Below are 20,831 nucleotides of genomic sequence, written 5' to 3' on the forward strand. Positions count from 1 at the left end.
GATTATAGACTTACCATAATTAATCGTATTTCAGTTACCGATAATATCATAATCATGGTTTATGTGGTAATAAGCGGGCTGTCAAGCCCGCTTGTTTTTTATTTCAAAAAGATATTTTCCTGATAATTTCAATAAGAGCATCCGTGACTTTCCCAGTTAACTCCGAGGACCAGGGTTTCTCTCCATGAACTATTGAATTTCGTGTTTGTAGAGCCTCTTCAAGTGCAAATACATCAGCTTTGTTTATTTTATTCTCCTCATAAAGGCGAGATATTATAGACCTGAGCGAAAGCTTGGCATGTGAATCATCTTCATTACCAAGTACATATTTGCTAATAATTTCAAATTGAGACCAGGCATCTAAAAACGTTGCTATCTTTTCATACTCTTTGATTTTCGATAACTCCTCTTCTTCACGCTCCTTCCTAAGAATTATTATCGTCCTTGAAAGAAGGGCCAAGGCAATACCAACACCTGAAACCAAAAGTGCCAATTGTTGTTCTCTGTTCAACTCATAAGGTAGCAATGTTAATAAGAAATATGCCCCAGAGAAAATAGCTATTAAGAAACCAAGAATGCTATACACCCTGAGAACCAGGTCGTACCTTTTGCGATAGAATGATTTTTTTGTAATGTTTTGGAGTATTTCTTTGTTGTTATCCATGTTTACTCCTTAATGGTGGATATGGTGACAGCTAGAATTGTTGCTGTCACCACTAAAATAAAAATCAATAAATAAGCGCTATCTTGTAGCTTAGTATCATTGTACATAATACCAGCAAGCAATGACAATATAGCGCTGATAATCTGGAGTATTTTTGGCCACATTCCTTTTTTAGGGCTACCCAATCCTCGTTTCAGGAGAATTTTGGCATCGATAACCATACCTCTGGTTACTTCAGGAGCTCCCTTGGAAGCGTTTCTACCTGCCTCAAGGCGGTTGGTTTCATCTATTAGTTCAGAGGAAAATTCTTCTATTGCAGTTTTCAAAGTTTCTTGCGCTTGGGCACTGAATCCATTTAAATCTTCATCAGGTATCTCTATCTTTATAGACATTTCAATCCTATTTTATTATTTGAAACGTTTTATCCGTAGTATAGATTGGGACGAGACTTGTAAGATCAATAAACACCTTAACCCACAATCCCTTGTGCTTTCAATTAGTTTCAATGCCTACTATGTAACATTAACGTATCTTCGTAAAGAATTGCTTAGTAATGAAGGTGTTTCTTCAATTTTAACAGAAGTTACCGAGTAGGCAAGATTCTATACTTGTGGGAGTACATAAAATGTAATTTTTATTTTCGACTTATTCGACCTAGCAGCTACATTTTTCTAACCAATAACAATAAATACTTAAATGCTAAATTTTTTAACTTTCCGTCCCCACTAATTCATCAACTCAATGCGTTGAGCGATTATATGCTTTTCTCACTTCATTCTTATCACTATGAGCTAAAGCTGCTTCGATTACATCAGTATTAAACTCGGCTTCATTCATTGCTGTGCTTGCAAGAGACCGTAAACCGTGAGCAACAAGTTTTCCGCCATATCCGATACATTTTAACGCAGCATTCGCTGTCTGGCTATTAATCCCGGATTTAGCTGGATATTCTCGGACTACTACAGACACAAAAAAGCCCGCAAACCTAGGTGGTATGCGGGCTTTCCGTACTTCTCCGGACTTATCTGGTAATACCCGGATCATCATTTGGTGGAGCTGGGGGGATTTGAACCCCCGTCCGAAATTACTACACCGTCGGCACTACATGCTTAGTCCAATCTTTACATTCGCCGGCCAGCTGCGGATGGACACGCTACTGACAGACTAGCCTGATTGAGTTTAACGCTTCAGCCCCAGGCAGGACGTCCACGCGATCTCTTTTGGGTTTGACCTCTCTTGATCCCCGTCCTAAGAGCGGAGGCTAGGGAGAGAGGGCTCTAAGCAGGGTATTAAGCTGCTAAAGCGTAGTTTTCGTCGTTTGCGACTATTTTTTTGCGGCTTTTTACGAGGCCAACCGCCCCTCGGCATGCTCCTAGGGCTTCGCAAATCCCGTCGAATCCAGAATCAGCCCCAAGTAACTTTGTGCAGTATACCAGAAGTTTACCTCGATAAGCCAGCGGCTTAACGATTGGCGTGCTTCATGATACGGGCTTTCGCCGTCTGCCATTCGCGATCTTTGATGTCATCGCGTTTGTCGTGCTCTTTCTTGCCTTTGGCTACGCCGATCTTGATCTTGCTCCAGGCATTTTTCCAATACAGGGACAAGGCCACCACGGTGTAACCGTCGCGGTTGACGCGGCCGAGCAGGGTATCCAGCTCGCGTCGGTTCAGCAGCAGTTTACGGGTACGCGTCGGATCGCACACCACATGCGACGAAGCCACGTTGAGAGGGGTGATGGTGGCGCCAAACAGATAGGCTTCACCGTCACGGAACGTCACGTAGCTGTCGCTGAGGTTGGCTTTGCCTGCACGCAGCGATTTAACTTCCCACCCTTGCAGCGACAGGCCCGCCTCGAACTCTTCTTCAATGAAGTATTCGAAACGCGCGCGCTTGTTTTGAGCAATGGTGGCGGAACCGGGTTTGTGTGCTTTTTTCTTTGTCATAGTGCGTTCATTATACTGGATGCTTCAGCGAAAGAAATCCTTTCCCGTTCAGCACCTGCGCAATTTTTCGCATTTTTGGCGCCCTCATCCCTTAGCAGATTTTTTGTTTGCCGCCAGATAAATGGTATTATCTGTACGTTTTATGTCTTACAGGAAATGATATGCCCCAGATCAGTCGGTCTGCATTAGTGCCGTTCAGCGCCGAGCAGATGTATCAGTTGGTTAACGATGTTCATTCTTACCCCGATTTTCTGCCAGGCTGCACCGGTAGCCGGGTGCTTAACGCTACCTCCAACGAAATGACCGCCGCGGTGGACGTCGCCAAGGCCGGTATAAGCAAGACTTTCACCACGCGCAATACGCTGCTGGATAACCAGAGCATCAATATGCAGCTGGTCGATGGCCCGTTCCGCAAGCTGATGGGCGGCTGGCACTTCACGCCGCTGAGCGAAGAGGCCTGCAAGGTGGAGCTGCACCTGGACTTCGAGTTCACCAACAAACTGATTGAGCTGGCGTTCGGCAAGGTGTTCAAAGAGCTGGCGGGCAACATGGTGCAGGCATTCACCCAGCGGGCGAAAGAGGTCTACAGTGTCTGACATCCAGGTCGAGGTGGTGTACGCCTTGCCGGAGCGTCAGTACCTGCGCAAGGTGAAGCTGGCCGAGGGCAGCAGCGTCGAGCAGGCGATCCAGGCTTCCGGCCTGCTGGAGCTGCGCCAGGATATCGATCTCAAGAGCAACAAAATCGGCATCTACAGCCGCCCGGCCAAGCTGGGCGATACGCTGAACGACGGCGACCGGGTGGAGATCTACCGGCCGTTGCTCGCCGATCCGAAAGAGCTGCGCCGGCAACGGGCAGAAAAGGCAAAAAAATAAGGCGCTATGAGCGCCTTATTTTTTTATCTGAAACTGATTTTCTCTTCCGCGTTGCAGCCTGCGACTGTCATGAGGAACACCATGCCCCCTCATGGGCCGGAAGAGCGGGCGGCACCGATTACTTGGTCAGCGCCGGTTTGTTCTGGATATCGGTCAACACGCCTGCGCTGTCGAAGGTCAGCGTCAGCGTCTGCTGGGTGATATCTTCATGGCCAGGCTGCTGGCGGAACACATAGAACCACGTCTGAGTTCCGAACGGGTCTTGCAGCATTGGGGTACCCAATGTGTAAGCGACCTGTTGTTGGGTCATCCCTTTCTGAATTTTCGCCACGTCGGTCGACGTCAGGTAGTTCCCCTGGTTGATGTCAGGACGATAAACCACCTTTTCAAAAGTAGAACAGCCTGCAGTCAGCATCACAAGAACTACAGCGGCGGCAGTCAGCGTTTTACAGCGCATAGTAATCACATTCCTTTAGGGCATAGGATGCCGATGATAATAGACCTTGCGGCAGTTGGAAACCTTTATACCCTTCATCTTTCACGTTGCGACGCATTGGCTTTCCTTTAGCACCTCAAGCGCTTGGCCTGTTTCGGGCCGTTGAGGAGGCTTAAGATCACCGCCGCGCCGCACTTTAGATATATTTCGGGTCAACAGCGTCACTGTCAGACCGCAGGAAAGTGAAAAAGTTGAGCTTTTTTATGCCGCCAGCAGTTCTTTGGCGTTCGCCAACGTATTGCGGGTGACTTCGCTGCCACCGAGCAGGCGCGCCAGCTCCTGCAGCCGGGCGCGTTTATCCAGCGGCGCCATCTGGGTTTCGGTGACCGTGCCGTCGGTCTGCTTGCTGACGAACAGGTGCTGATGCCCGCATCCGGCCACCTGCGGCAGGTGAGTCACGCACATCACCTGGGTGGATTCGCCGAGCTGGCGCAGCAGACGGCCGACGATGGCGGCAGTCGGGCCGCTGATGCCCACGTCCACCTCATCGAAGATCAGCGCCGGGGTTTCCATCTTGCGGGCGGTGATCACCTGAATGGCCAGCGCGATGCGCGACAGCTCACCGCCGGAGGCGACCTTCGCCAGCGGTTGCAGCGGCTGCCCCGGGTTGGTGGAGACGCAGAACTCGGTGCGGCTGGCCCCTTCGGCGCTCAGATGCTGCGGTTCGAAGCGCACGTCGATGTTGAATTTGCCGTGCGGCATGGAGAGCGCCTGCATGCTGTCGGTGATGAGCGTGGTCAGCTCGGCCGCGTAGTGCAGGCGTTTCTGGTGCAGCTCTTCCGCCAGCGCCAGCGCCTGCTGATGATGCTGGGTGACCGCCTCGTTCAGGTGCTCATGATCGCTTTCCTGCTGCGACAGCAACTGCTGTTCATCCAGCAACTGCTGATGCAGCTGCGGCAGCTCTTCCGGCGCAACCTGGTGTTTGCGCGCCAGGCTGATTTGGCGCGACAGGCGCTGTTCCAGCTCGTGCAGGCGGTTGGGATCGAGATCCATGCGATCGGCGTAGTGGCGCAGCTCGTCGCTGGCTTCGCTGATCTGGATAGAAGCCTCTTCCAGCATGTCCAGCAGGCCGCTGAGCTTGTCGTCCAGCCCGGCCAGTTCAAGCAGCAGGTGTTTGGCGCTGTAGAGCTGGCTGAGCATGTTGTTCTCGTCGCTGTCGGCCAGCAGCTGCAGCGTCTGCTGGCTGAGGGTCAGCAGCTGGCCGCTGTTGGCCAGGCGCTTGTACTCGGCGTCGGTCTGTTCGAACTCGCCGGCCTGCGGCGCGAATTCGTTCAGCTCTTTCAATTGGTATTGCAGCAGCTGCTTGCGCGCTTCGCGCTCGATGGATTGCTGCTGATGGTGCGCCAGCTCGCGGCAGCTCTGGTGCCAGCGTTGGTAGGCCTGGCTCATCGCCGCCAGCAGGGCGGGTTCGTCGGCGTAGGCGTCGAGCAGCGCTTTTTGGTGCTCCGGCTTGAGCAGCAGCTGATGGGCGTGTTGACCGTGGATTTGGATCAGGCGTTGCCCCAGCTCGCGCAGCTGCGACAGCGGCACGGCGGTGCCGTTGATAAAGCCGCGCGAACGGCCGTCGGCGTTGATCACCCGGCGCAGCAGGCATTCGTTGCTGTCGTCCAGCTGGTTCTGTTCCAGCCATTCGCGCGCGGACGGGGTGTCCGCCAGCGAGAAGCGGGCGCAGAGGTCGGCGCGGGCGGCTCCCAGGCGCACCACGTTGCCGTCGGCGCGGTTGCCGAGGCACAGCCCCAGCGCATCGATGGCGATGGATTTGCCGGCGCCGGTTTCACCGGTGATCGCCGTCATGCCCGGTTGAAAATCGATTTCCAACTCACGAACGATAGCAAAGTTGCTGATGGTTAATTGCGCCAGCATGGGAACCTTCCTGTGTATAAACACATGACTGTAGTTTCATACAGTATAAACTGGTTTTATATACAGTAAAGTGGCTGGCACAGATTTTAGAACAATTTTTTCGACCAGCCCAGCTTGGTGCTTAACGTGTTGAAATAGCTGTAGTCCTTCGGGTGAATCAGATTCAGGTGGAAATCGCTGCGGCGGATCAGCACTTCTTCGCCTTCCTGGATAGGCAGCGCGATCTGGCTGTCGCAGCTGATCTCCAGATCGCTGCCGATCTGCGAGAATTTCAGGCGGATGGTGCTGTCGCCGTTGATCACCAGCGGCCGGGCGGAAAGGGTGTGCGGGAACATCGGCACCAGCGCGATCGCCTCCAGCGATGGGGTGAGGATCGGCCCGCCGGCGGAGAGCGAGTAGGCGGTGGAGCCGGTCGGCGTGGCGATGATCAGGCCGTCGGAGCGCTGCGAGAAGGCGAAGCGATCGTCGATGTACACCTCGAATTCGATCATGTGCGCCACTTTGCCGGGGTGCAGCACCACTTCGTTGATGGCGGTGCTGATGCGGCACTGCTGGTGCTCTTTATGCACGATGGTTTCCAGCAGGAAACGCTGTTCGTCGATGTACTCGCCTTCCAGCACGTCCGCCAGCTGCTGCAGGGCGTTGTCGGGATCGAGATCGGTGAGGAAACCGAGGTTGCCGCGGTTGACTCCGATTACCTTGATGTCGTAGCGCGCCAGCACGCGCGCGGCGCCGAGCATGTTGCCGTCGCCGCCAACCACCACCGCCAGATCGGCGCGCTGGCCGATATCCGCCAGGCTGCCGGTGACGGCGTCTTTCAGCCCCAAATCATGGGCGATTTGGCGTTCGACCATCACCGAATAGCCGCGGGCGACCAGCCAGTGGAACAGCATCTCGTGGGTTGCCAGCGCTGAAGGGTGACGCGGGTGGCCAACAATGCCAATACAGGCGAATTTTTTATTCATTTGTTGTGATTTTCCTCACCGGGACCCGTTTATGCCCCACATTGTGACCGGTTGACTTGAAACCCCGGTTTTGATCCCCATAATAAGCCAAGTTGCGAGATTAATGCTAAAACGCGGAGATATTCATGAGTAGTAAAGAACAGAAGACGCCAAACGAGCAAGTCTCGGAAGAAATGGAACAACACGCTCATCACGATGATACGCTGCCGGAAGCGGCGGAAGGCGTCGATCTGCGCGATGCGCGTATCGCCGAACTGGAAGCCCAACTGGCGGAAGCGCAGCAGCACGAGCGCGACAGCCTGCTGCGCGCCAAAGCGGAAGCGGAAAACATCCGCCGCCGCGCCGAACTGGACGTCGAGAAAGCGCACAAATTCGCCCTGGAGAAATTCTCCGGCGATCTGCTGCCGGTGATCGACAACCTGGAGCGCGCGCTGGATCTGGCGGATAAAAACAATCCTGAACTGGCCGCGATGATCGAAGGCATCGAGCTGACGCTGAAATCGCTGCTGGACGTGGTGCGCAAGTATGGCATCGAAATCGTCGGCGACGTCAACGTGCCGTTCAACCCGGAAGTGCATCAGGCGATGAGCATGATGGAATCCGCCGATCACCAGCCGAACCACGTGATGATGGTGATGCAGAAAGGTTATACGCTGAACGGTCGCCTGCTGCGTCCGGCGATGGTTGCGGTCTCCAAAGCCAAGGCGTAATCGCCCCGGCAACGGCATAAAGAAAGGCACCCGAGGGTGCCTTTTTTGTCTCTGGATTATGCCTGCGGCAGGCGCGGCATCCAGTCGATCGGCGTGAGCCCTTGCTGCTCCAGCAGCTGATTGGCCTGCGAGAAGTGGCGGCAGCCGAGGAAACCGCGGTGCGCGGAGAGCGGTGACGGGTGCGGCGCCTTCAGCACATGGTGGCGGTTGCGGTCGATAAAGTTGCCTTTCTTCTGCGCGTGCGAGCCCCACAGCAGGAACACCACGCCTTCGCGGTTCTCATTCAGGGCGGCGATCACCTTATCGGTAAAGGTTTCCCAGCCCAGGTTGGCGTGCGAGTGCGCGCGGCCGCCTTCCACTGTCAGCACGGTGTTGAGTAGCAGCACCCCCTGTTCAGCCCAGCTTTGCAGGTAGCCGTGATCCGGGCGTTCGAAGCCGGGAATGTCGGTCGCCAGCTCTTTATACATGTTCACCAGCGACGGCGGCGCCGGCACGCCGGGGCGCACCGAGAAAGAGAGGCCGTGCGCCTGATTGGGCCCGTGATACGGATCCTGGCCGAGGATGACGACCTTGACGTCCGCCAGCTCGGTATAGCGGAAAGCGTTGAACACGTCCTTCTGCGGTGGATAAATGGTCTTACCGGCCTGGCGCTCAGCGGCAACAAAGGCGAGCGTTTCAACAAAATAGGGCTGCTCTTTCTCTTTGCCGATCACGTCATGCCAGGTGAGGGAGGTGGCCATAAACGCTCTCCTTTGTTTTCTTTAGCAATTCATGGGCTATAGCTTACCGTTTCGGCACGCGCAGCGAAACCCGCTTTTCATTTCTCACTGTCACGCGTAATGCAATTATTTTTGAAAATTTACAAAAATAATTGGTTTTTGCCGCAGTGGGAAAATTGATATAAAACATAAATTTGCCCCTTCATGCCCTGTGCCTACCCGGTAAAAATTGACTTTAATCAAGGAACTGGCCCGGTCAGGCTGGTATACAGAACAACAAGACAACAATGGTTTTACCAAATGGCCGAAACCAGAATTGGGTTTTCTCACGACGTGAATTTTTACGCCCTTGTACGGAGGCAACATAATGATTACCGGTATTCAAATTACCAAAGCGAACGACCAGGCGCTGGTGAATTCTTTCTGGCTGCTGGATGATGAAAAAGCGGAAGCTCGCTGCGTGTGCGCCAAGGCCAACTACGCGGAAGATCAGGTTGTCGCAGTGAGCGACCTGGGCCAGATCGAATACCGTGAAGTGCCGCTGGAAATGCAGCCGACCGTGCGCGTGGAAGGCGGTCAGCACCTGAACGTCAACGTGCTGCGTCGCGAAACCCTGGAAGACGCGGTCAAGCACCCGGAAAAATACCCGCAGCTGACCATCCGCGTGTCCGGTTATGCGGTACGCTTCAACTCTCTGACGCCGGAACAGCAGCGCGACGTTATCGCCCGCACCTTTACCGAAAGCCTGTAATTTGCGGCGCAGTCAATCAGGGAGCTTCGGCTCCCTTTTCTGCGTTTGGTGGCCGAAAACCGAACGCGGATCACATTCTGTACAAAGATAAGCATTTCTAATACAGAACTCATCCGACCTGCCGATAGCTAAATCAGCACCTATTCAGGTGCTCAATAAAAAGTCTATCGACAAGGAGTCGGCATGAGTATGCCTTTAAGTTTTACCTCTGCAGTATCCCCGGTGGCCGCGATCCCTACACCTCGCGCCGCTGCCGAGACGGCGACGGCGGCGCAGCCTGCGGCAGCGCCGGCAAATCCAGCGCCGGTGGCCACCCCTTCGCAGAACACGCTCAATGCGCAGAACCTGTTGAATACGCTGGTCGGCGATATCTCCGCGGCGGCCCCGACGGCGGCGGCAGCGCCAGGCGTGACACGGGGGCAACAATCGCAGGAAGGTGATTATGCGTTGGCGCTGTTGGCCAAGGACGTTTATTCACTGAACGGCCAGGGCGCTGCCGGGTTCAACCGCCTGAGCGACAGCGCGCTGCTCGGTTTTGGCATCGATCCCGCCAGCCTGCACGACGCGGGCAGCGGTTTCCAGGCCGGGGTTTACAGCAACGACAAGCAGTATGTGTTGGCGTTCGCCGGCACCAACGACTGGCGCGACTGGCTGAGCAACGTGCGGCAGGCGACGGGCTATGACGATGTGCAGTACAATCAGGCGGTTGCCGCTGCCAAAAGCGCCAAGGCGGCCTTTGGCGATGCGCTGGTGATCGCCGGTCATTCGCTTGGCGGTGGCCTGGCGGCCACGGCTGCGCTGGCGACCGGTACCGTCGCGGTCACCTTCAACGCGGCTGGGGTTTCGGATTACACCCTGAATCGCCTGGGTATCGATCCGGCGGCGGCGAAGAAAGATGCCGAAGCCGGCGGCATTCGCCGCTACAGCGAGCAATATGACATGCTGACCAGCACCCAGGAGTCGACTTCGCTGATCCCGGACGCCATCGGCCATAACATCACCTTGGCCAACAACGATACCCTGACCGGCATCGATGACTGGCGGCCGAGCAAGCATCTGGATCGCAGCCTGACGGCGCACGGCATCGACAAGGTGATAAGCTCGATGGCGGAACAAAAGCCGTGGGAGGCGAAGGCCAATGCCTGAAGGGCGTCGCTTGCGGCGGGCGCTGGCGATAGCCTTACTGGCGCTGGTCGCGGTGACCGGTTTACTGATGATGGCTAAGGAGCAACAGATGGGGCAGGAGATTTCGCCGTTTGACGGCCGCAGCAATCTGGTGCTGGCTCAGGCGGTGGCGCGTGGCGATACGCAGGGTATCCGTGCACAGGCCACGCAGGATCGCTTGCGCGAACGGGGCGATCGGCAGGTCACGCTGTTGCAGTGGGCGGTGCTTTCGCAGCAGCCGGGTAGCGTGCAGGCGTTGCTGGATCTCGGCGCCGACCCGGCGGCGGCGGGGCTGGACGGCAACAGCGCGCTGCACACCGCGGCGATGCTGCAAGACGCGCAGTACCTGCGGCTGTTGCTGGCCGAAGGGGCGCAGGTGAACGTGCGTAATGCCGTTACCGGCGCCACGCCGCTTGCGGCGGCGGTGCTGGCCGGGCGCGAAGAGCAACTGCGGCTGTTGCTGGCGGCCGGAGCGGACACCACCTTGAGCGATCGGCTGGGGGATACTCCGCTGCATCTGGCGGCGAAGATTAACGCGCCGCACCTGGCGCTGCTGCTGTTGCAGGCCGGGGCCGATGCCCGGGCACGCAACCAGCAGGGCGTCGTGTTCCAGTTTTACTTCTCGCAAACGCCGGCGCATTTGCAGAATGACGAGCTGAAGGCGCAGTTCCGCGAACTGGATAAATGGCTGCAGGGGCACCGTCTGGCCACGCACTACGCGCAGCAGTAAACGCCCATAAAAAAACCGCCTGTACAGGCGGTTTTTTCTTAGGCAGCGGTGGTTATTCCGCGTCGCCGGCCGGTTTGGCCTTCGCCTGACGGCGTTTGCCGACGTTTTTGGCGTCGCGATGGCGCACTTTCACCTTGGCCTTTTCTTTGTTCTTCGCCTTGTCTTCCGCGCGCTTGGCCAGCACTTTCTTCGACGGTTTACCGTTGCTCTTCTCGTTCGGCACCTTGGTTTTCGGCCGCAGTTCGTCGATCACGCGCGCTTTCAGCGGCTCGTTCAGGTAACGGCCCACTTTGCCCAGCAGCAGATGGTCGTGCGCTTCCACCAGCGAAATGGCGGTGCCTTTGCGCCCGGCGCGGCCGGTACGCCCGATGCGGTGCAGGTAGGTATCCGCCGTGCGCGGCATGTCGAAGTTGAACACGTGGGTGATATCGAGGATATCCAGGCCACGTGCGGCAACGTCGGTGGCGACCAGCACGTTAACCCGGCCATCCATCATGCGTTTGACCGCCTCGTTGCGTTTGGCCTGCACCATTTCGCCTTCGAGATAGCAGGTGTTGATGCCCGCTTCGCGCAGCCAGGTGGCCAGCTCATGCACGCGCTCGCGCTTGCGCACGAAGATCACCGATTTCTGCACGTCTGGCTGCTGCAGCAGGTGGATTAGCAGCGCGGTTTTGTGCTGCACGTCATCGGCGCGGTAGTACCACTGCAGGATCTTTTTGCGTTCGCGGCGCGACGGATCGGCCTCCACTTCCACCGGCTCTTTCAGGATGCGCTCGGCGAATTCGCGGATCGCTTCGCCTTCCAGCGTGGCGGAGAACAGCAGCGTCTGGTTGCGCCAGCGGGTTTCGGCGGAGATGGTTTCGATGTCCTGCGCGAAGCCCATGTCGAGCATGCGGTCGGCTTCGTCGAGGATCAGGGTTTCCACCGCGCGGCAGTCGAAGTTCTCTTCTTTAATGTATTGCAGCAAGCGGCCGGTGGTGGCGACCACCACGTCCTGGTTTTCGCTGAACACTTCCGCGTGGTTCATGTAAGCGACGCCGCCGGTGATGGTGGCGATATCCAGCGAGGTATGAGCAGCCAATTCACGCGCCTGGTCGGCGACCTGCATCGCCAGTTCACGCGTTGGCGTCAGGATCAGCACGCGCGGCGGGCCGGATTTTTTGCGTGGAAAGTCCAGCAGGTGCTGCAAAACGGGCAGCAGGAAGGCGGCGGTTTTGCCGGTGCCGGTCGGAGCCGAACCTAAGACGTCGCGCCCGTCCATCGCCGGCGGGATCGCTGCGGCCTGAATGGCGGTGGGGCGATCGTAGCCTTTGTCGCGCAGCGCGTCGATCAGGCGGTCATCGAGTTCGAGTTCGGAAAAAGTGGTTGCTGTCATGGTCTACCTCTACTTGGGGCGCCGATTATAGACGGGTTGGCCGCGATCTTCACCTATTTAAGCGGAAAGCCGCTCTTTTCCCGCCGATCAGATTGCCTTATGCTACGCCAGTTTTATAGCCAGGTGGTGAGTGTGAGCAAGCGATCGAAAGCCGATTTTACCCCGCGCCGCGGGGGTTTTACCTTTAAACAATTCTTTGTCGCCCACGATCGTTGCGCCATGAAAGTGGGCACCGACGGGGTGCTGCTCGGCGCCTGGGCACCGCTGGGGCAGGCGCGCCGGGTGCTGGACATCGGCTGCGGCAGCGGGCTGATCGCGTTGATGCTGGCGCAGCGCAGCGGCGACGAAGTGACCATCGACGCGGTGGAACTGGATGAAGCCGCCGCCGGCCAGGCGCGCGAAAACGCGGCGGAATCGCCGTGGCCACAGCGCATCCGCGTGCATGCGCAGGATATTCATCATTATGCGCAGCGGCATGCCGCTGAGTATGATCTGATCGTCAGTAATCCGCCGTATTTCGAGCCGGCGGTGGCCTGCCGCGACCAGGCGCGCCACAACGCGCGCTACACCGAAACCCTGACGCACGGCGCGCTGTTGGCCTGCGCGGCGCAGCTGCTGGCGGAACAGGGGACGTTCTGCGTGGTGCTGCCGCACGACGTTGGCGCCGAATTCGAACGCCTGGCGCTGCAAAGCGGCTGGCATACGGCGGTGAAAGTGAACGTCAGCGACCGGGCCGATACGCCGCTGCACCGGGTGTTGCTGGCGCTGACACGGCGCGAAACGCCGCTGCAGGCGCAGGCGCTGGCGATCAAACAGGCCGATGGCAGCTACACCGACGATTTCCGCCGATTGATCACCGACTTCTACCTGTTCTACTGAAAAGAAAAGGGCGCCGATAAGGCGCCCTGTCGCAGAGTTTAAGGCTGCAAAATGGTCGGCAGCGCTTCCGGCAGCAAATCCGGGTAGTCCAGCGTGTAGTGCAGGCCGCGGCTCTCTTTGCGTGCCATGGCGCTGCGCACGATAAGCTCGGCCACCTGCACCAGATTGCGCAGCTCCAGCAGGTTGTTGGAGATGCGGAAGTGCGCGTAGTACTCGTCGATTTCCGCCTGCAGCGTGTTGATGCGGCGCAGGGCGCGCTCCAGCCGCTTGGTGGTGCGCACGATGCCGACGTAATCCCACATGAACAGCCGCAGCTCGTGCCAGTTGTGCTGAATCACCACCCGTTCGTCCGCATCGTCCACCCGGCTTTCATCCCAGTGCGGCACCTGTTTGGCCTGCTGGATGAACGGCAGGCGCTGCAGAATGTCTTCCGCCGCCGACCAACCGTAAACTAGGCATTCCAACAGCGAGTTCGACGCCATGCGGTTGGCACCGTGCAGGCCGGTGTAGCTGACTTCGCCGATGGCGTACAGCCCGTCGAGATCGGTGCGGCCGTGCTGATCGACCATCACGCCGCCGCAGGTGTAGTGCGCCGCCGGGACGATGGGGATCGGTTGCCGAGTCAGATCGAAGCCCAGCGTCAGCAGCTTTTCGTGGATCATTGGGAAGTGCTGGGTGATGAACTCCGCCGGCTTGTGGCTGATGTCCAGGTACATGCAGTCGGTACCCAGGCGCTTCATTTCATGGTCGATGGCGCGGGCGACGATATCGCGCGGGGCCAGTTCGCCGCGTGGGTCGACATCCGGCATAAAGCGGCTGCCGTCCGGGCGCTTCAGGTAAGCCCCTTCGCCGCGCAGCGCTTCGGTCAGCAGGAAGTTGCGCGCCTGCGGGTGGAACAGGCAGGTTGGGTGGAACTGGTTGAACTCCAGGTTGGCGACCCGGCAGCCGGCGCGCCAGGCCATGGCGATGCCGTCGCCGGAGGAGATATCGGGGTTGGTGGTGTATTGGTACACCTTGGCCGCGCCGCCTGTCGCCAACACCACCGTTTTGGCGCGGTAGGTTTCCACCTGCTCCAGCTCGCGGTTCCAGACGTAAGCGCCCACGACTCGGCGGGTGCCCGGCAGGCCGATTTTATTCGAGGTGATAAGGTCAACCGCGTTGCGGCGCTCCATCACGCAAATATTGGGGTGAGCGCTTGCTTTCCCCACCAGCGTGGTCTCTACTTCCTTACCGGTCGCGTCCGCGGCGTGCAGGATGCGGCGATGGCTGTGGCCGCCTTCGCGCGTGAGGTGATAATGCGCCTCGCCCTGCGCGTTGATCTCGGTGTCGAACAGCACGCCCTGATCGATCAGCCACTGCACGCAGTGGCGCGCGTTGCCGGCGATGAATTCGACGGCCTCTTTGTCACACAGGCCGGCACCGGCAATCAAAGTGTCATCAACGTGTGAGGCAATGCTGTCCGTCTCATCGAACACCGCGGCGATCCCGCCCTGGGCGTAAAAGGTGGCCCCCTCGCTGAGCGGCCCCTTGCTGAGAACGGTAACCTTACAATGCTGCGCCAGGCGCAGCGCCAGTGACAGGCCCGCAGCGCCGCTGCCGACGATCAGGACATCGCTAACATGTTCAGATGATGGTTGCATAACGTATGATGTGTGCAGAAGAAGAGTGAATTTCATGTTAGCCTAACTGTCCGGGCAAAAGCCACGGATAGGGTGACATCAACAGAAAAAACAATGGCGATATGGAACTTCGTGTTCTATATGAACTCCAAGCGAGTGCTTGCTCAGGAAAATAATGTATGGCTGGCAGTACAATTTTACGCGTGGAGACGGATTTGGGGAGAGTTTACCTCGGATGAGCGAGCAGTTAACGGATCAAGTTCTGGTCGAGCGGGTCCAAAAGGGCGATCAGAAGTCGTTTAACCTACTGGTAGTGCGCTATCAGCATAAGGTGGCGAGTCTCGTTTCCCGCTATGTGCCGCAGGGCGATGTGCCCGATGTGGTGCAGGAGTCGTTTATCAAGGCCTATCGCGCACTGGAATCGTTCCGTGGCGACAGCGCTTTTTATACCTGGTTGTATCGAATCGCCGTGAACACGGCAAAGAATTATCTGGTTGCTCAGGGGCGCCGTCCGCCATCCAGTGATGTGGACGCCAACGATGCGGAAAATTACGAAAGTGCGGGCGCACTGAAAGAAATTTCGAACCCTGAGAACTTAATGTTGTCAGAAGAGCTGAGACAGATAGTTTTCCGTACCATTGAGTCTCTCCCTGAGGATCTTCGCATGGCGATTACCTTGCGGGAGTTGGATGGTCTAAGCTACGAAGAGATAGCCGCCATCATGGATTGCCCGGTCGGAACCGTACGTTCGCGTATTTTCCGCGCCCGGGAAGCTATCGATAATAAAGTTCAACCGCTGATCCAGCGTTAGCAATGGCGGGCACAGGAAGGGTACTTAGGCATGCAGAAAGAAAAGCTTTCCGCTCTGATGGATGGTGAATCGTTCGACAGCGAGCTGTTGAGTTCTCTGTCGCAAGATCGAACGCTTCAACAAAGCTGGCAGAGCTATCACCTGATACGTGACACACTGCGAGGTGATGTCGGACAAGTGATGCATCTCGACATCGCCGATCGCGTAGCCGCTGCACTTGAGAAAGAACCCGCCCGGCTGGTACCTTCCGCCGTTCAGGAATCTCAGCCGCAGCCTCACACCTGGCAGAAAATGCCGTTCTGGGACAAAGTGCGTCCTTGGGCGAGCCAGATTACGCAAATCGGTATGGCGGCCTGCGTGTCTCTGGCGGTGATCGTCGGCGTGCAGCAGTACAACCAGCCTTCTGCGCCATCGAACGCGTCCGAATCGCCGGCCTTCACTACGCTGCCGATCATGGGCCAGGCCTCGCCGGTCAGCCTGGGCGTGCCTGCCGACAGTTTCTCTACCGGCAGCGGTCAACAGCAGCAGGTGCAGGAACAGCGTAAGCGTATCAACGCCATGCTGCAGGACTATGAGCTGCAACGTCGCCTGCATTCGGATCAGCTGCAGCTTGAGCAAGGCAACCCACAACAGGCTGCCATTCAGGTTCCCGGAACTCAGTCTTTAGGAATGCAACAGCAGTAATGAAGCAAATCTGGTTCTCCGTTTGTTTATTGACGGGCAGCCTGCTCTATTCCAGCATCGCCCCGGCGCAGCCAACTGCGTCCGGGGCGTTATTGCAACAGATGAGCAGCGCCAGCCGTTCTCTCAATTACGAGCTCGCCTACATCAGCATCAGCAAGCAGGGAATCGAGTCGTTGCGCTATCGCCATGCGGTGATCGGCAATGTGCCGCTCGGCCAGCTGCTGCATATGGATGGCCCGCGTCGCGAAGTGTTGCAGCGCGGCGGCGGGATCAGCTACTTCGAACCCGGTCTGGAACCGTTCACGCTCACCGGCGATCACATCGTCGATGCGCTGCCGGCGATCGTCTATGCCGATTTCACTCGTCTGGCCAAGTATTACGACTTCATCTCCGTGGGCAGCACCCGCATCGCCGATCGGCCGTGTGAAGTGCTGCGCGTAGTGGCGCGCGACGGTTCCCGCTACAGTTACATCGTCTGGATGGACGAAGACACCAAGCTGCCGCTGCGGGTGGATTTGCTCGATCGCGACGGCGAAACGCTGGAGCAATATCGGGTGATCTCCTTCGCGGTCGGCGCCGACGTGCAGGGCGCGATGCAGGGGCTGCTCAAAGCCAACCTGCCGCCGCTGCTGTCGCTGCCGGCGGTGGAAAACGTCCAGCTGAGCTGGAGCACCGGCTGGTTGCCGGCCGGCGTGGACGAGGTGGCGCGCAATCGCCGCAAATTGCCGAATGTCGCCGTGCCGGTTGAATCCCGGCTCTACAGCGACGGCCTGTTCAGCTTCTCGGTCAACGTCAGCCCGGCGGGCAGCGGAGCCGGGCAGCAGTACTACCGTCAGGGGCGCCGCACCATTCAGACCGAAGTGCGCGCGGGCAACGAAATCACGATTGTGGGCGAATTGCCGCCGGCGACGGCCAAGCGCATCGCCGACAGCATTTCTTTCAAGGTATCGCCGTAATGATGAAAGAGTGGGCCACGGTGGTTTCGTGGCAACAGGGCGTAGCGCTGCTGCGCTGTGAACCCAAGGCCGGCTGCGGCAGCTGCACCGCGCGCTCCGGCTGTGGCGCGCGTGCGCTGAACGAGCTGGTGCCGGAAACCGAGCATCAGCTGCAGGTGCATATCGATCAGCCGCTCGAACCGGGGCAGCGCGTCGAGGTCGGCATCGCGGAAGGCAGCCTGCTGCGCTCCGCCATGCTGGTTTACCTGACGCCGCTGCTGGGCATGATGCTGGGCGGCACGTTGTTGCAATATTGTTTCGGCAGCGACGCCTCGGCGGCAGTCGGCGCCGTACTGGGCGGCGGGGCGGCCTTTATGCTGGCGCGCCGGTTGGCTCGACGTCTGGGTGAGCAGGCCGACTACCAGCCGGTGGTGCTGCAGATTGGGTTGCCGCCTACCGCGATGCGCATGCAGGCGGAAAACTCCCCGCTGATTTAAACCGATGGCCGCGTCATCGCCGGGTTGTGATAGGCGGTGATGCGGTTGTGGATCATATGCTCCAACAGCGCGATGAACAGATCGGCGCTGAGCAGCGAATCGTAGTTAATCGCGAACAGCAGATTTCCCTGGCCGTCGAGCAAGCGGATGCCGCGCTGCGGATGGTTTTCCAAGGTGCGGATCTGCTCGATCGGCACGTTTCCCCGTTCAGTCGTCAGCAAGGTGGCGCTCAGCTGCAGCGTTTCGGTCGGCGTGCCTTGCCGCTTGCCGAGCAGCAGCTGCCACAGCCAGCGCGCGTCGCCCTCAACGGTGTGAAACGACACCGTCTCCCCTTGATAGAGCGCATTCAACGCCAGCGGCCCGCGCTGTTGCAGCTGTTGGTCGACGATCACGTCCGCCAATCGCCACGAATGGGCGATATTGCTGAAAACCGTGCACCAGGGCTGATCTGCGCCGGTGCGAAACGCCGTGACGTCAAACAGCCCGCCAAAAGCCTTGCCGCCGCGAAAGCGATAGATATCACCGATCTTCTCAAACGGGATGAAACGCTCTTTGTGATGGTGGTCGTCAAAGACCCGCACGCCGTGCTCGTACAGGCGATAGGTCAGCGTTGGGCGCAGATAATGCCGCAGCGCCAGCAGCGTACAGCCGAGTAAAATCGTGCCCGCGCCGGCCTGCAACAGCGTGATGACCTCGCTCTCGTCAATGCTGCTCAGCAGCGGCAGCACCAACAGCGCCGCCCCCACGCTAAACAGCAGCGCCGCCGCTGCCAGAATGCCCCAGTTGACCTTCGAAAAATCGTGCCGGCTCAGCATTTGCCCTTTATCGATCATAATGCACCTTCCAATCAACGTACGCAGATATGCTGGTGAACCCCGGTGGGCCGCCGATGTTGTGCCCTGAATAATGTTTTGTCGCGGAGTTCATGTCCTTTCTATCCGAGGCGAGGTGGTGGCGTATATGGGGTTTTTCCTAAAGGAAGTGAGGCAAAATTGAATTCTAAGAGGTTGATCCAAATATTCTTTTTCGATAATTTCAGAAGGGGTTTATTGCGCTGCGGCCGGTTATGTATTAGCGCCGGAGTTTGATGGCCACGGAGCACCGGCAAACCTCGGGTTCAGGCTGTATCGTCCGCGTTAACATCTGTTTTCACCCGCCGGGGCGACCTGTAACATTTAGCGGCGCATAATAGAATGCCTTCACTGCACCGATCGCTAGGTTTTCAGTGGTGTGGCATGTAGAATGCAGCGATTCAGGTGCAAGACGGCCTCACCCATTCACTGTCGCTTTAGGTCCATGCGGGTTTCTATAGGCGAGTAATTCAGAAATACCAAGGCAGAAAAACTTTTATAATGAAGCATATACGAAATTTCTCCATTATTGCCCATATTGACCACGGTAAGTCGACGCTGTCTGACCGCATTATCCAAATCTGCGGTGGCTTGTCCGACCGTGAAATGGCTGCGCAGGTGCTCGATTCCATGGATCTGGAGCGCGAGCGCGGCATCACCATCAAGGCGCAGAGCGTAACGCTGGATTATAAAGCGCTGGATGGGCAGACCTATCAGCTTAACTTTATCGACACCCCTGGCCACGTTGACTTCTCCTATGAAGTCTCCCGCTCGCTGGCGGCCTGCGAAGGCGCGCTGCTGGTGGTGGACGCCGGTCAGGGCGTAGAAGCCCAGACGCTGGCCAACTGCTACACCGCGATCGAAATGGATCTGGAAGTGGTGCCGGTGTTGAACAAAATCGACCTGCCGGCCGCCGATCCGGATCGCGCCGCGCAGGAAATTGAAGACATCGTCGGCATCGACGCTACCGATGCGGTGCGCTGCTCGGCCAAAACCGGCGTCGGTGTGCCTGAGGTACTGGAGCGTCTGGTGCGCGACATTCCTGCGCCGCAGGGCGATCCGGATGCGCCGCTGCAGGCGTTGATCATCGACTCCTGGTTCGATAACTACCTGGGCGTCGTGTCTCTGGTGCGCGTCAAGAACGGCACGCTGCGCAAGGGCGACAAGATCAAGGTCATGAGCACCGGCCAGGTGTATAACGCCGATCGTTTGGGCATCTTCACGCCGAAGCAGGTCGATCGCGACGTGCTGAACTGCGGCGAAGTGGGCTGGCTGGTCTGTGCGATCAAAGACATCCTCGGCGCGCCGGTGGGCGATACCCTGACGCAGGCGCGTCAGCCGGCGGATAAAGCGCTGCCGGGCTTCAAGAAAGTGAAGCCGCAGGTGTACGCCGGTCTGTTCCCAATCAGCTCCGACGACTATGAATCTTTCCGTGATGCGCTGGGCAAGCTGAGCCTTAACGACGCGTCCCTGTTCTACGAGCCGGAAAGCTCCACCGCGTTGGGCTTCGGCTTCCGCTGCGGCTTCCTCGGTCTGCTGCACATGGAGATCATTCAGGAACGTCTGGAGCGTGAATACGATCTGGATCTGATCACCACCGCGCCGACGGTAGTCTACGAAGTGGAAACCACCGGCAAAGAAGTGATCTACGTCGACAGCCCGTCCAAGCTGCCGCCGCTGAACAACATCCAGGAACTGCGCGAGCCGATCGCCGAATGTCACATGCTGATGCCGCAGGAATACCTGGGCAACGTCATCACCCTGTGCGTTGAGAAACGCGGTGTGCAGACCAACATGGTTTACCACGGCAACCAGGTGGCGTTGACCTATGAAATCCCGATGGCGGAAGTGGTGCTCGACTTCTTCGACCGCCTGAAGTCCACGTCGCGCGGTTATGCGTCGCTGGATTACAACTTCAAGCGTTTCCAGGCCTCCGACATGGTGCGCGTGGACGTGCTGATCAACAACGAGCGCGTGGATGCGCTGGCGCTGATCACCCACCGCGACAACTCGCAGTATCGCGGCCGTGAATTGGTGGAAAAGATGAAAGATCTGATCCCGCGTCAGCAGTTCGACATCGCGATTCAGGCGGCGATCGGCACGCACATCATCGCGCGCTCCACCGTGAAGCAGCTGCGTAAAAACGTGCTGGCGAAATGCTACGGCGGTGACGTCAGCCGTAAGAAAAAGCTGCTGCAGAAACAGAAAGACGGTAAGAAGCGCATGAAGCAGGTCGGCAACGTCGAGCTGCCGCAGGAAGCGTTCCTGGCCATTCTGCACGTCGGTAAAGACGGCAAGTAA

22 protein-coding genes, 1 other RNA gene and 1 pseudogene are annotated in these 20,831 nt (G+C 57.8%); 12 read left to right on the forward strand and 12 right to left on the reverse strand.

Annotated features, from left to right (window positions below):
* Positions 1-103: 103 nt before the first annotated feature.
* The 5 genes and pseudogenes from ACJ8HA_RS16550 to smpB all read right to left on the reverse strand — a co-directional run bounded on the left by ACJ8HA_RS16550 (position 104) and on the right by smpB (position 2,608).
* The gene (locus tag ACJ8HA_RS16550; RefSeq protein ID WP_197813313.1) at positions 104-664 is read right to left on the reverse strand and encodes a HEPN domain-containing protein; all 561 of its coding nucleotides are present in this window, start codon (positions 662-664) and stop codon (positions 104-106) included.
* A gap of 2 nt (positions 665-666) precedes the next feature.
* The gene (locus ACJ8HA_RS16555; RefSeq protein ID WP_074055569.1) at positions 667-1,056 is read right to left on the reverse strand and encodes a hypothetical protein; all 390 of its coding nucleotides are present in this window, start codon (positions 1,054-1,056) and stop codon (positions 667-669) included.
* Between the two features lie 346 nt (positions 1,057-1,402).
* Positions 1,403-1,603 (reverse strand): annotated as a pseudogene (locus tag ACJ8HA_RS16560) (tyrosine-type recombinase/integrase); the annotation flags it as partial.
* A 109-nt stretch (positions 1,604-1,712) separates the two neighbouring features.
* Positions 1,713-2,076, reverse strand: a transfer-messenger RNA (tmRNA) gene (gene ssrA, locus ACJ8HA_RS16565).
* Positions 2,077-2,125: 49 nt separating this feature from the next.
* Positions 2,126-2,608: an SsrA-binding protein SmpB gene (gene smpB / locus ACJ8HA_RS16570; RefSeq protein ID WP_016929804.1), complete on the reverse strand. Its 483-nt coding sequence runs from the start codon at positions 2,606-2,608 to the stop codon at positions 2,126-2,128.
* Between the two features lie 161 nt (positions 2,609-2,769).
* Between smpB and ACJ8HA_RS16575 the strand changes: the two genes are divergently transcribed.
* Together ACJ8HA_RS16575 and ACJ8HA_RS16580 are read left to right on the forward strand one after the other, a co-directional pair.
* Positions 2,770-3,204, forward strand: coding sequence for a type II toxin-antitoxin system RatA family toxin (locus ACJ8HA_RS16575; RefSeq protein ID WP_197811334.1), 435 nt, complete (start codon positions 2,770-2,772; stop codon positions 3,202-3,204).
* Positions 3,197-3,481 (forward strand): RnfH family protein, encoded by a 285-nt coding sequence (locus tag ACJ8HA_RS16580; RefSeq protein WP_039568596.1) that lies wholly within the window; start codon positions 3,197-3,199, stop codon positions 3,479-3,481. Before ACJ8HA_RS16575 ends, ACJ8HA_RS16580 begins: the two co-directional genes overlap by 8 nt.
* A 118-nt stretch (positions 3,482-3,599) precedes the next feature.
* Here ACJ8HA_RS16580 and bamE read toward each other — a convergent pair whose 3' ends face one another.
* The 3 genes from bamE to nadK all read right to left on the reverse strand — a co-directional run bounded on the left by bamE (position 3,600) and on the right by nadK (position 6,805).
* Entirely contained in the window at positions 3,600-3,938 is a 339-nt protein-coding gene (gene bamE / locus ACJ8HA_RS16585) for an outer membrane protein assembly factor BamE (protein ID WP_004929101.1), read from the reverse strand.
* Between the two features lie 240 nt (positions 3,939-4,178).
* Positions 4,179-5,840 carry a DNA repair protein RecN gene (gene recN, locus ACJ8HA_RS16590; RefSeq protein ID WP_049204928.1) on the reverse strand — a complete coding sequence of 554 codons (1,662 nt, stop codon included), beginning with the start codon at positions 5,838-5,840 and terminating at the stop codon, positions 4,179-4,181.
* A gap of 86 nt (positions 5,841-5,926) precedes the next feature.
* Positions 5,927-6,805: an NAD(+) kinase gene (nadK, locus tag ACJ8HA_RS16595; protein WP_019452304.1), complete on the reverse strand. Its 879-nt coding sequence runs from the start codon at positions 6,803-6,805 to the stop codon at positions 5,927-5,929.
* Between the two features lie 125 nt (positions 6,806-6,930).
* Here nadK and grpE point away from each other — a divergent pair, with 125 nt between their 5' ends.
* Complete coding sequence (grpE, locus tag ACJ8HA_RS16600; protein WP_025303955.1) at positions 6,931-7,515, forward strand: nucleotide exchange factor GrpE; 585 nt, start codon at positions 6,931-6,933, stop codon at positions 7,513-7,515.
* Positions 7,516-7,571: 56 nt separating this feature from the next.
* Here the strand turns inward: grpE and ung are convergent, their stop codons facing one another.
* Positions 7,572-8,255 carry a uracil-DNA glycosylase gene (ung, locus tag ACJ8HA_RS16605; RefSeq protein ID WP_033635636.1) on the reverse strand — a complete coding sequence of 228 codons (684 nt, stop codon included), beginning with the start codon at positions 8,253-8,255 and terminating at the stop codon, positions 7,572-7,574.
* Positions 8,256-8,601: 346 nt separating this feature from the next.
* Between ung and grcA the strand changes: the two genes are divergently transcribed.
* The 3 genes from grcA (at position 8,602) to ACJ8HA_RS16620 (ending at position 10,879) form a co-directional block, all read left to right on the forward strand.
* A complete protein-coding gene (gene grcA / locus ACJ8HA_RS16610) occupies positions 8,602-8,985 on the forward strand; it encodes an autonomous glycyl radical cofactor GrcA (RefSeq protein WP_004929114.1) in 384 nt (127 codons plus the stop codon).
* Between the two features lie 183 nt (positions 8,986-9,168).
* Positions 9,169-10,131, forward strand: a complete 963-nt coding sequence (locus ACJ8HA_RS16615; protein WP_025303953.1) for a DUF2974 domain-containing protein — start codon at positions 9,169-9,171, stop codon at positions 10,129-10,131.
* On the forward strand, positions 10,124-10,879 hold the full coding sequence (locus ACJ8HA_RS16620) for an ankyrin repeat domain-containing protein (RefSeq protein WP_442515403.1): 756 nt from the start codon (positions 10,124-10,126) through the stop codon (positions 10,877-10,879). Before ACJ8HA_RS16615 ends, ACJ8HA_RS16620 begins: the two co-directional genes overlap by 8 nt.
* Before the next feature lie 52 nt (positions 10,880-10,931).
* Here ACJ8HA_RS16620 and srmB read toward each other — a convergent pair whose 3' ends face one another.
* Positions 10,932-12,254, reverse strand: coding sequence for an ATP-dependent RNA helicase SrmB (gene srmB, locus ACJ8HA_RS16625; RefSeq protein WP_025303951.1), 1,323 nt, complete (start codon positions 12,252-12,254; stop codon positions 10,932-10,934).
* A gap of 99 nt (positions 12,255-12,353) precedes the next feature.
* On the opposite strand from srmB, the gene trmN reads away from it, so the two are divergent.
* On the forward strand, positions 12,354-13,133 hold the full coding sequence (trmN, locus tag ACJ8HA_RS16630) for a tRNA(1)(Val) (adenine(37)-N(6))-methyltransferase TrmN (protein WP_025303950.1): 780 nt from the start codon (positions 12,354-12,356) through the stop codon (positions 13,131-13,133).
* Positions 13,134-13,171: 38 nt separating this feature from the next.
* Here trmN and nadB read toward each other — a convergent pair whose 3' ends face one another.
* On the reverse strand, positions 13,172-14,773 hold the full coding sequence (nadB, locus tag ACJ8HA_RS16635; RefSeq protein ID WP_197813319.1) for an L-aspartate oxidase: 1,602 nt from the start codon (positions 14,771-14,773) through the stop codon (positions 13,172-13,174).
* A gap of 214 nt (positions 14,774-14,987) precedes the next feature.
* Between nadB and rpoE the strand changes: the two genes are divergently transcribed.
* The 4 genes from rpoE to rseC are packed head-to-tail and all read left to right on the forward strand — an operon-like array spanning position 14,988 to position 17,679.
* Positions 14,988-15,563: an RNA polymerase sigma factor RpoE gene (gene rpoE / locus ACJ8HA_RS16640; RefSeq protein ID WP_004929136.1), complete on the forward strand. Its 576-nt coding sequence runs from the start codon at positions 14,988-14,990 to the stop codon at positions 15,561-15,563.
* Positions 15,564-15,593: 30 nt separating this feature from the next.
* The gene (gene rseA, locus ACJ8HA_RS16645; protein WP_016929795.1) at positions 15,594-16,247 is read left to right on the forward strand and encodes an anti-sigma-E factor RseA; all 654 of its coding nucleotides are present in this window, start codon (positions 15,594-15,596) and stop codon (positions 16,245-16,247) included.
* A complete protein-coding gene (gene rseB, locus ACJ8HA_RS16650) occupies positions 16,247-17,203 on the forward strand; it encodes a sigma-E factor regulatory protein RseB (RefSeq protein WP_025303948.1) in 957 nt (318 codons plus the stop codon). Before rseA ends, rseB begins: the two co-directional genes overlap by 1 nt.
* Positions 17,203-17,679 (forward strand): SoxR-reducing system protein RseC, encoded by a 477-nt coding sequence (gene rseC, locus ACJ8HA_RS16655; RefSeq protein ID WP_004929144.1) that lies wholly within the window; start codon positions 17,203-17,205, stop codon positions 17,677-17,679. Before rseB ends, rseC begins: the two co-directional genes overlap by 1 nt.
* Here rseC and ACJ8HA_RS16660 read toward each other — a convergent pair.
* Positions 17,676-18,512: a hypothetical protein gene (locus ACJ8HA_RS16660; RefSeq protein ID WP_164067825.1), complete on the reverse strand. Its 837-nt coding sequence runs from the start codon at positions 18,510-18,512 to the stop codon at positions 17,676-17,678. The two genes, rseC and ACJ8HA_RS16660, sit on opposite strands and share 4 nt — an antisense overlap.
* 519 nt (positions 18,513-19,031) lie before the next feature.
* Here ACJ8HA_RS16660 and lepA point away from each other — a divergent pair.
* A complete protein-coding gene (gene lepA, locus ACJ8HA_RS16665) occupies positions 19,032-20,831 on the forward strand; it encodes a translation elongation factor 4 (protein ID WP_173888356.1) in 1,800 nt (599 codons plus the stop codon).

The sequence above is a fragment of the Serratia sp. CY33802 genome, from assembly GCF_052169095.1.
In the GTDB taxonomy this organism is placed as follows: domain Bacteria; phylum Pseudomonadota; class Gammaproteobacteria; order Enterobacterales; family Enterobacteriaceae; genus Serratia; species Serratia bockelmannii.

Bases quoted from the DNA above. Each gene is read 5' to 3' on its own strand.
- ACJ8HA_RS16555 (WP_074055569.1), bottom strand. From the start codon at position 1,056: ATGTCTATAAAGATAGAGATACCTGATGAAGATTTAAATGGATTCAGT.
- ACJ8HA_RS16615 (WP_025303953.1), top strand. From the start codon at position 9,169: ATGAGTATGCCTTTAAGTTTTACCTCTGCAGTATCCCCGGTGGCCGCG.
- ACJ8HA_RS16550 (WP_197813313.1), bottom strand. From the start codon at position 664: ATGGATAACAACAAAGAAATACTCCAAAACATTACAAAAAAATCATTC.
- rseA (WP_016929795.1), top strand. From the start codon at position 15,594: ATGCAGAAAGAAAAGCTTTCCGCTCTGATGGATGGTGAATCGTTCGAC.
- lepA (WP_173888356.1), top strand. From the start codon at position 19,032: ATGAAGCATATACGAAATTTCTCCATTATTGCCCATATTGACCACGGT.
- grcA (WP_004929114.1), top strand. From the start codon at position 8,602: ATGATTACCGGTATTCAAATTACCAAAGCGAACGACCAGGCGCTGGTG.
- nadK (WP_019452304.1), bottom strand. From the start codon at position 6,805: ATGAATAAAAAATTCGCCTGTATTGGCATTGTTGGCCACCCGCGTCAC.
- recN (WP_049204928.1), bottom strand. From the start codon at position 5,840: ATGCTGGCGCAATTAACCATCAGCAACTTTGCTATCGTTCGTGAGTTG.
- ACJ8HA_RS16575 (WP_197811334.1), top strand. From the start codon at position 2,770: ATGCCCCAGATCAGTCGGTCTGCATTAGTGCCGTTCAGCGCCGAGCAG.
- trmN (WP_025303950.1), top strand. From the start codon at position 12,354: ATGCTACGCCAGTTTTATAGCCAGGTGGTGAGTGTGAGCAAGCGATCG.
- ACJ8HA_RS16620 (WP_442515403.1), top strand. From the start codon at position 10,124: ATGCCTGAAGGGCGTCGCTTGCGGCGGGCGCTGGCGATAGCCTTACTG.
- ACJ8HA_RS16660 (WP_164067825.1), bottom strand. From the start codon at position 18,512: ATGATCGATAAAGGGCAAATGCTGAGCCGGCACGATTTTTCGAAGGTC.
- bamE (WP_004929101.1), bottom strand. From the start codon at position 3,938: ATGCGCTGTAAAACGCTGACTGCCGCCGCTGTAGTTCTTGTGATGCTG.
- srmB (WP_025303951.1), bottom strand. From the start codon at position 12,254: ATGACAGCAACCACTTTTTCCGAACTCGAACTCGATGACCGCCTGATC.
- rseB (WP_025303948.1), top strand. From the start codon at position 16,247: ATGAAGCAAATCTGGTTCTCCGTTTGTTTATTGACGGGCAGCCTGCTC.
- nadB (WP_197813319.1), bottom strand. From the start codon at position 14,773: ATGCAACCATCATCTGAACATGTTAGCGATGTCCTGATCGTCGGCAGC.
- rseC (WP_004929144.1), top strand. From the start codon at position 17,203: ATGATGAAAGAGTGGGCCACGGTGGTTTCGTGGCAACAGGGCGTAGCG.
- rpoE (WP_004929136.1), top strand. From the start codon at position 14,988: ATGAGCGAGCAGTTAACGGATCAAGTTCTGGTCGAGCGGGTCCAAAAG.
- grpE (WP_025303955.1), top strand. From the start codon at position 6,931: ATGAGTAGTAAAGAACAGAAGACGCCAAACGAGCAAGTCTCGGAAGAA.
- smpB (WP_016929804.1), bottom strand. From the start codon at position 2,608: ATGACAAAGAAAAAAGCACACAAACCCGGTTCCGCCACCATTGCTCAA.
- ung (WP_033635636.1), bottom strand. From the start codon at position 8,255: ATGGCCACCTCCCTCACCTGGCATGACGTGATCGGCAAAGAGAAAGAG.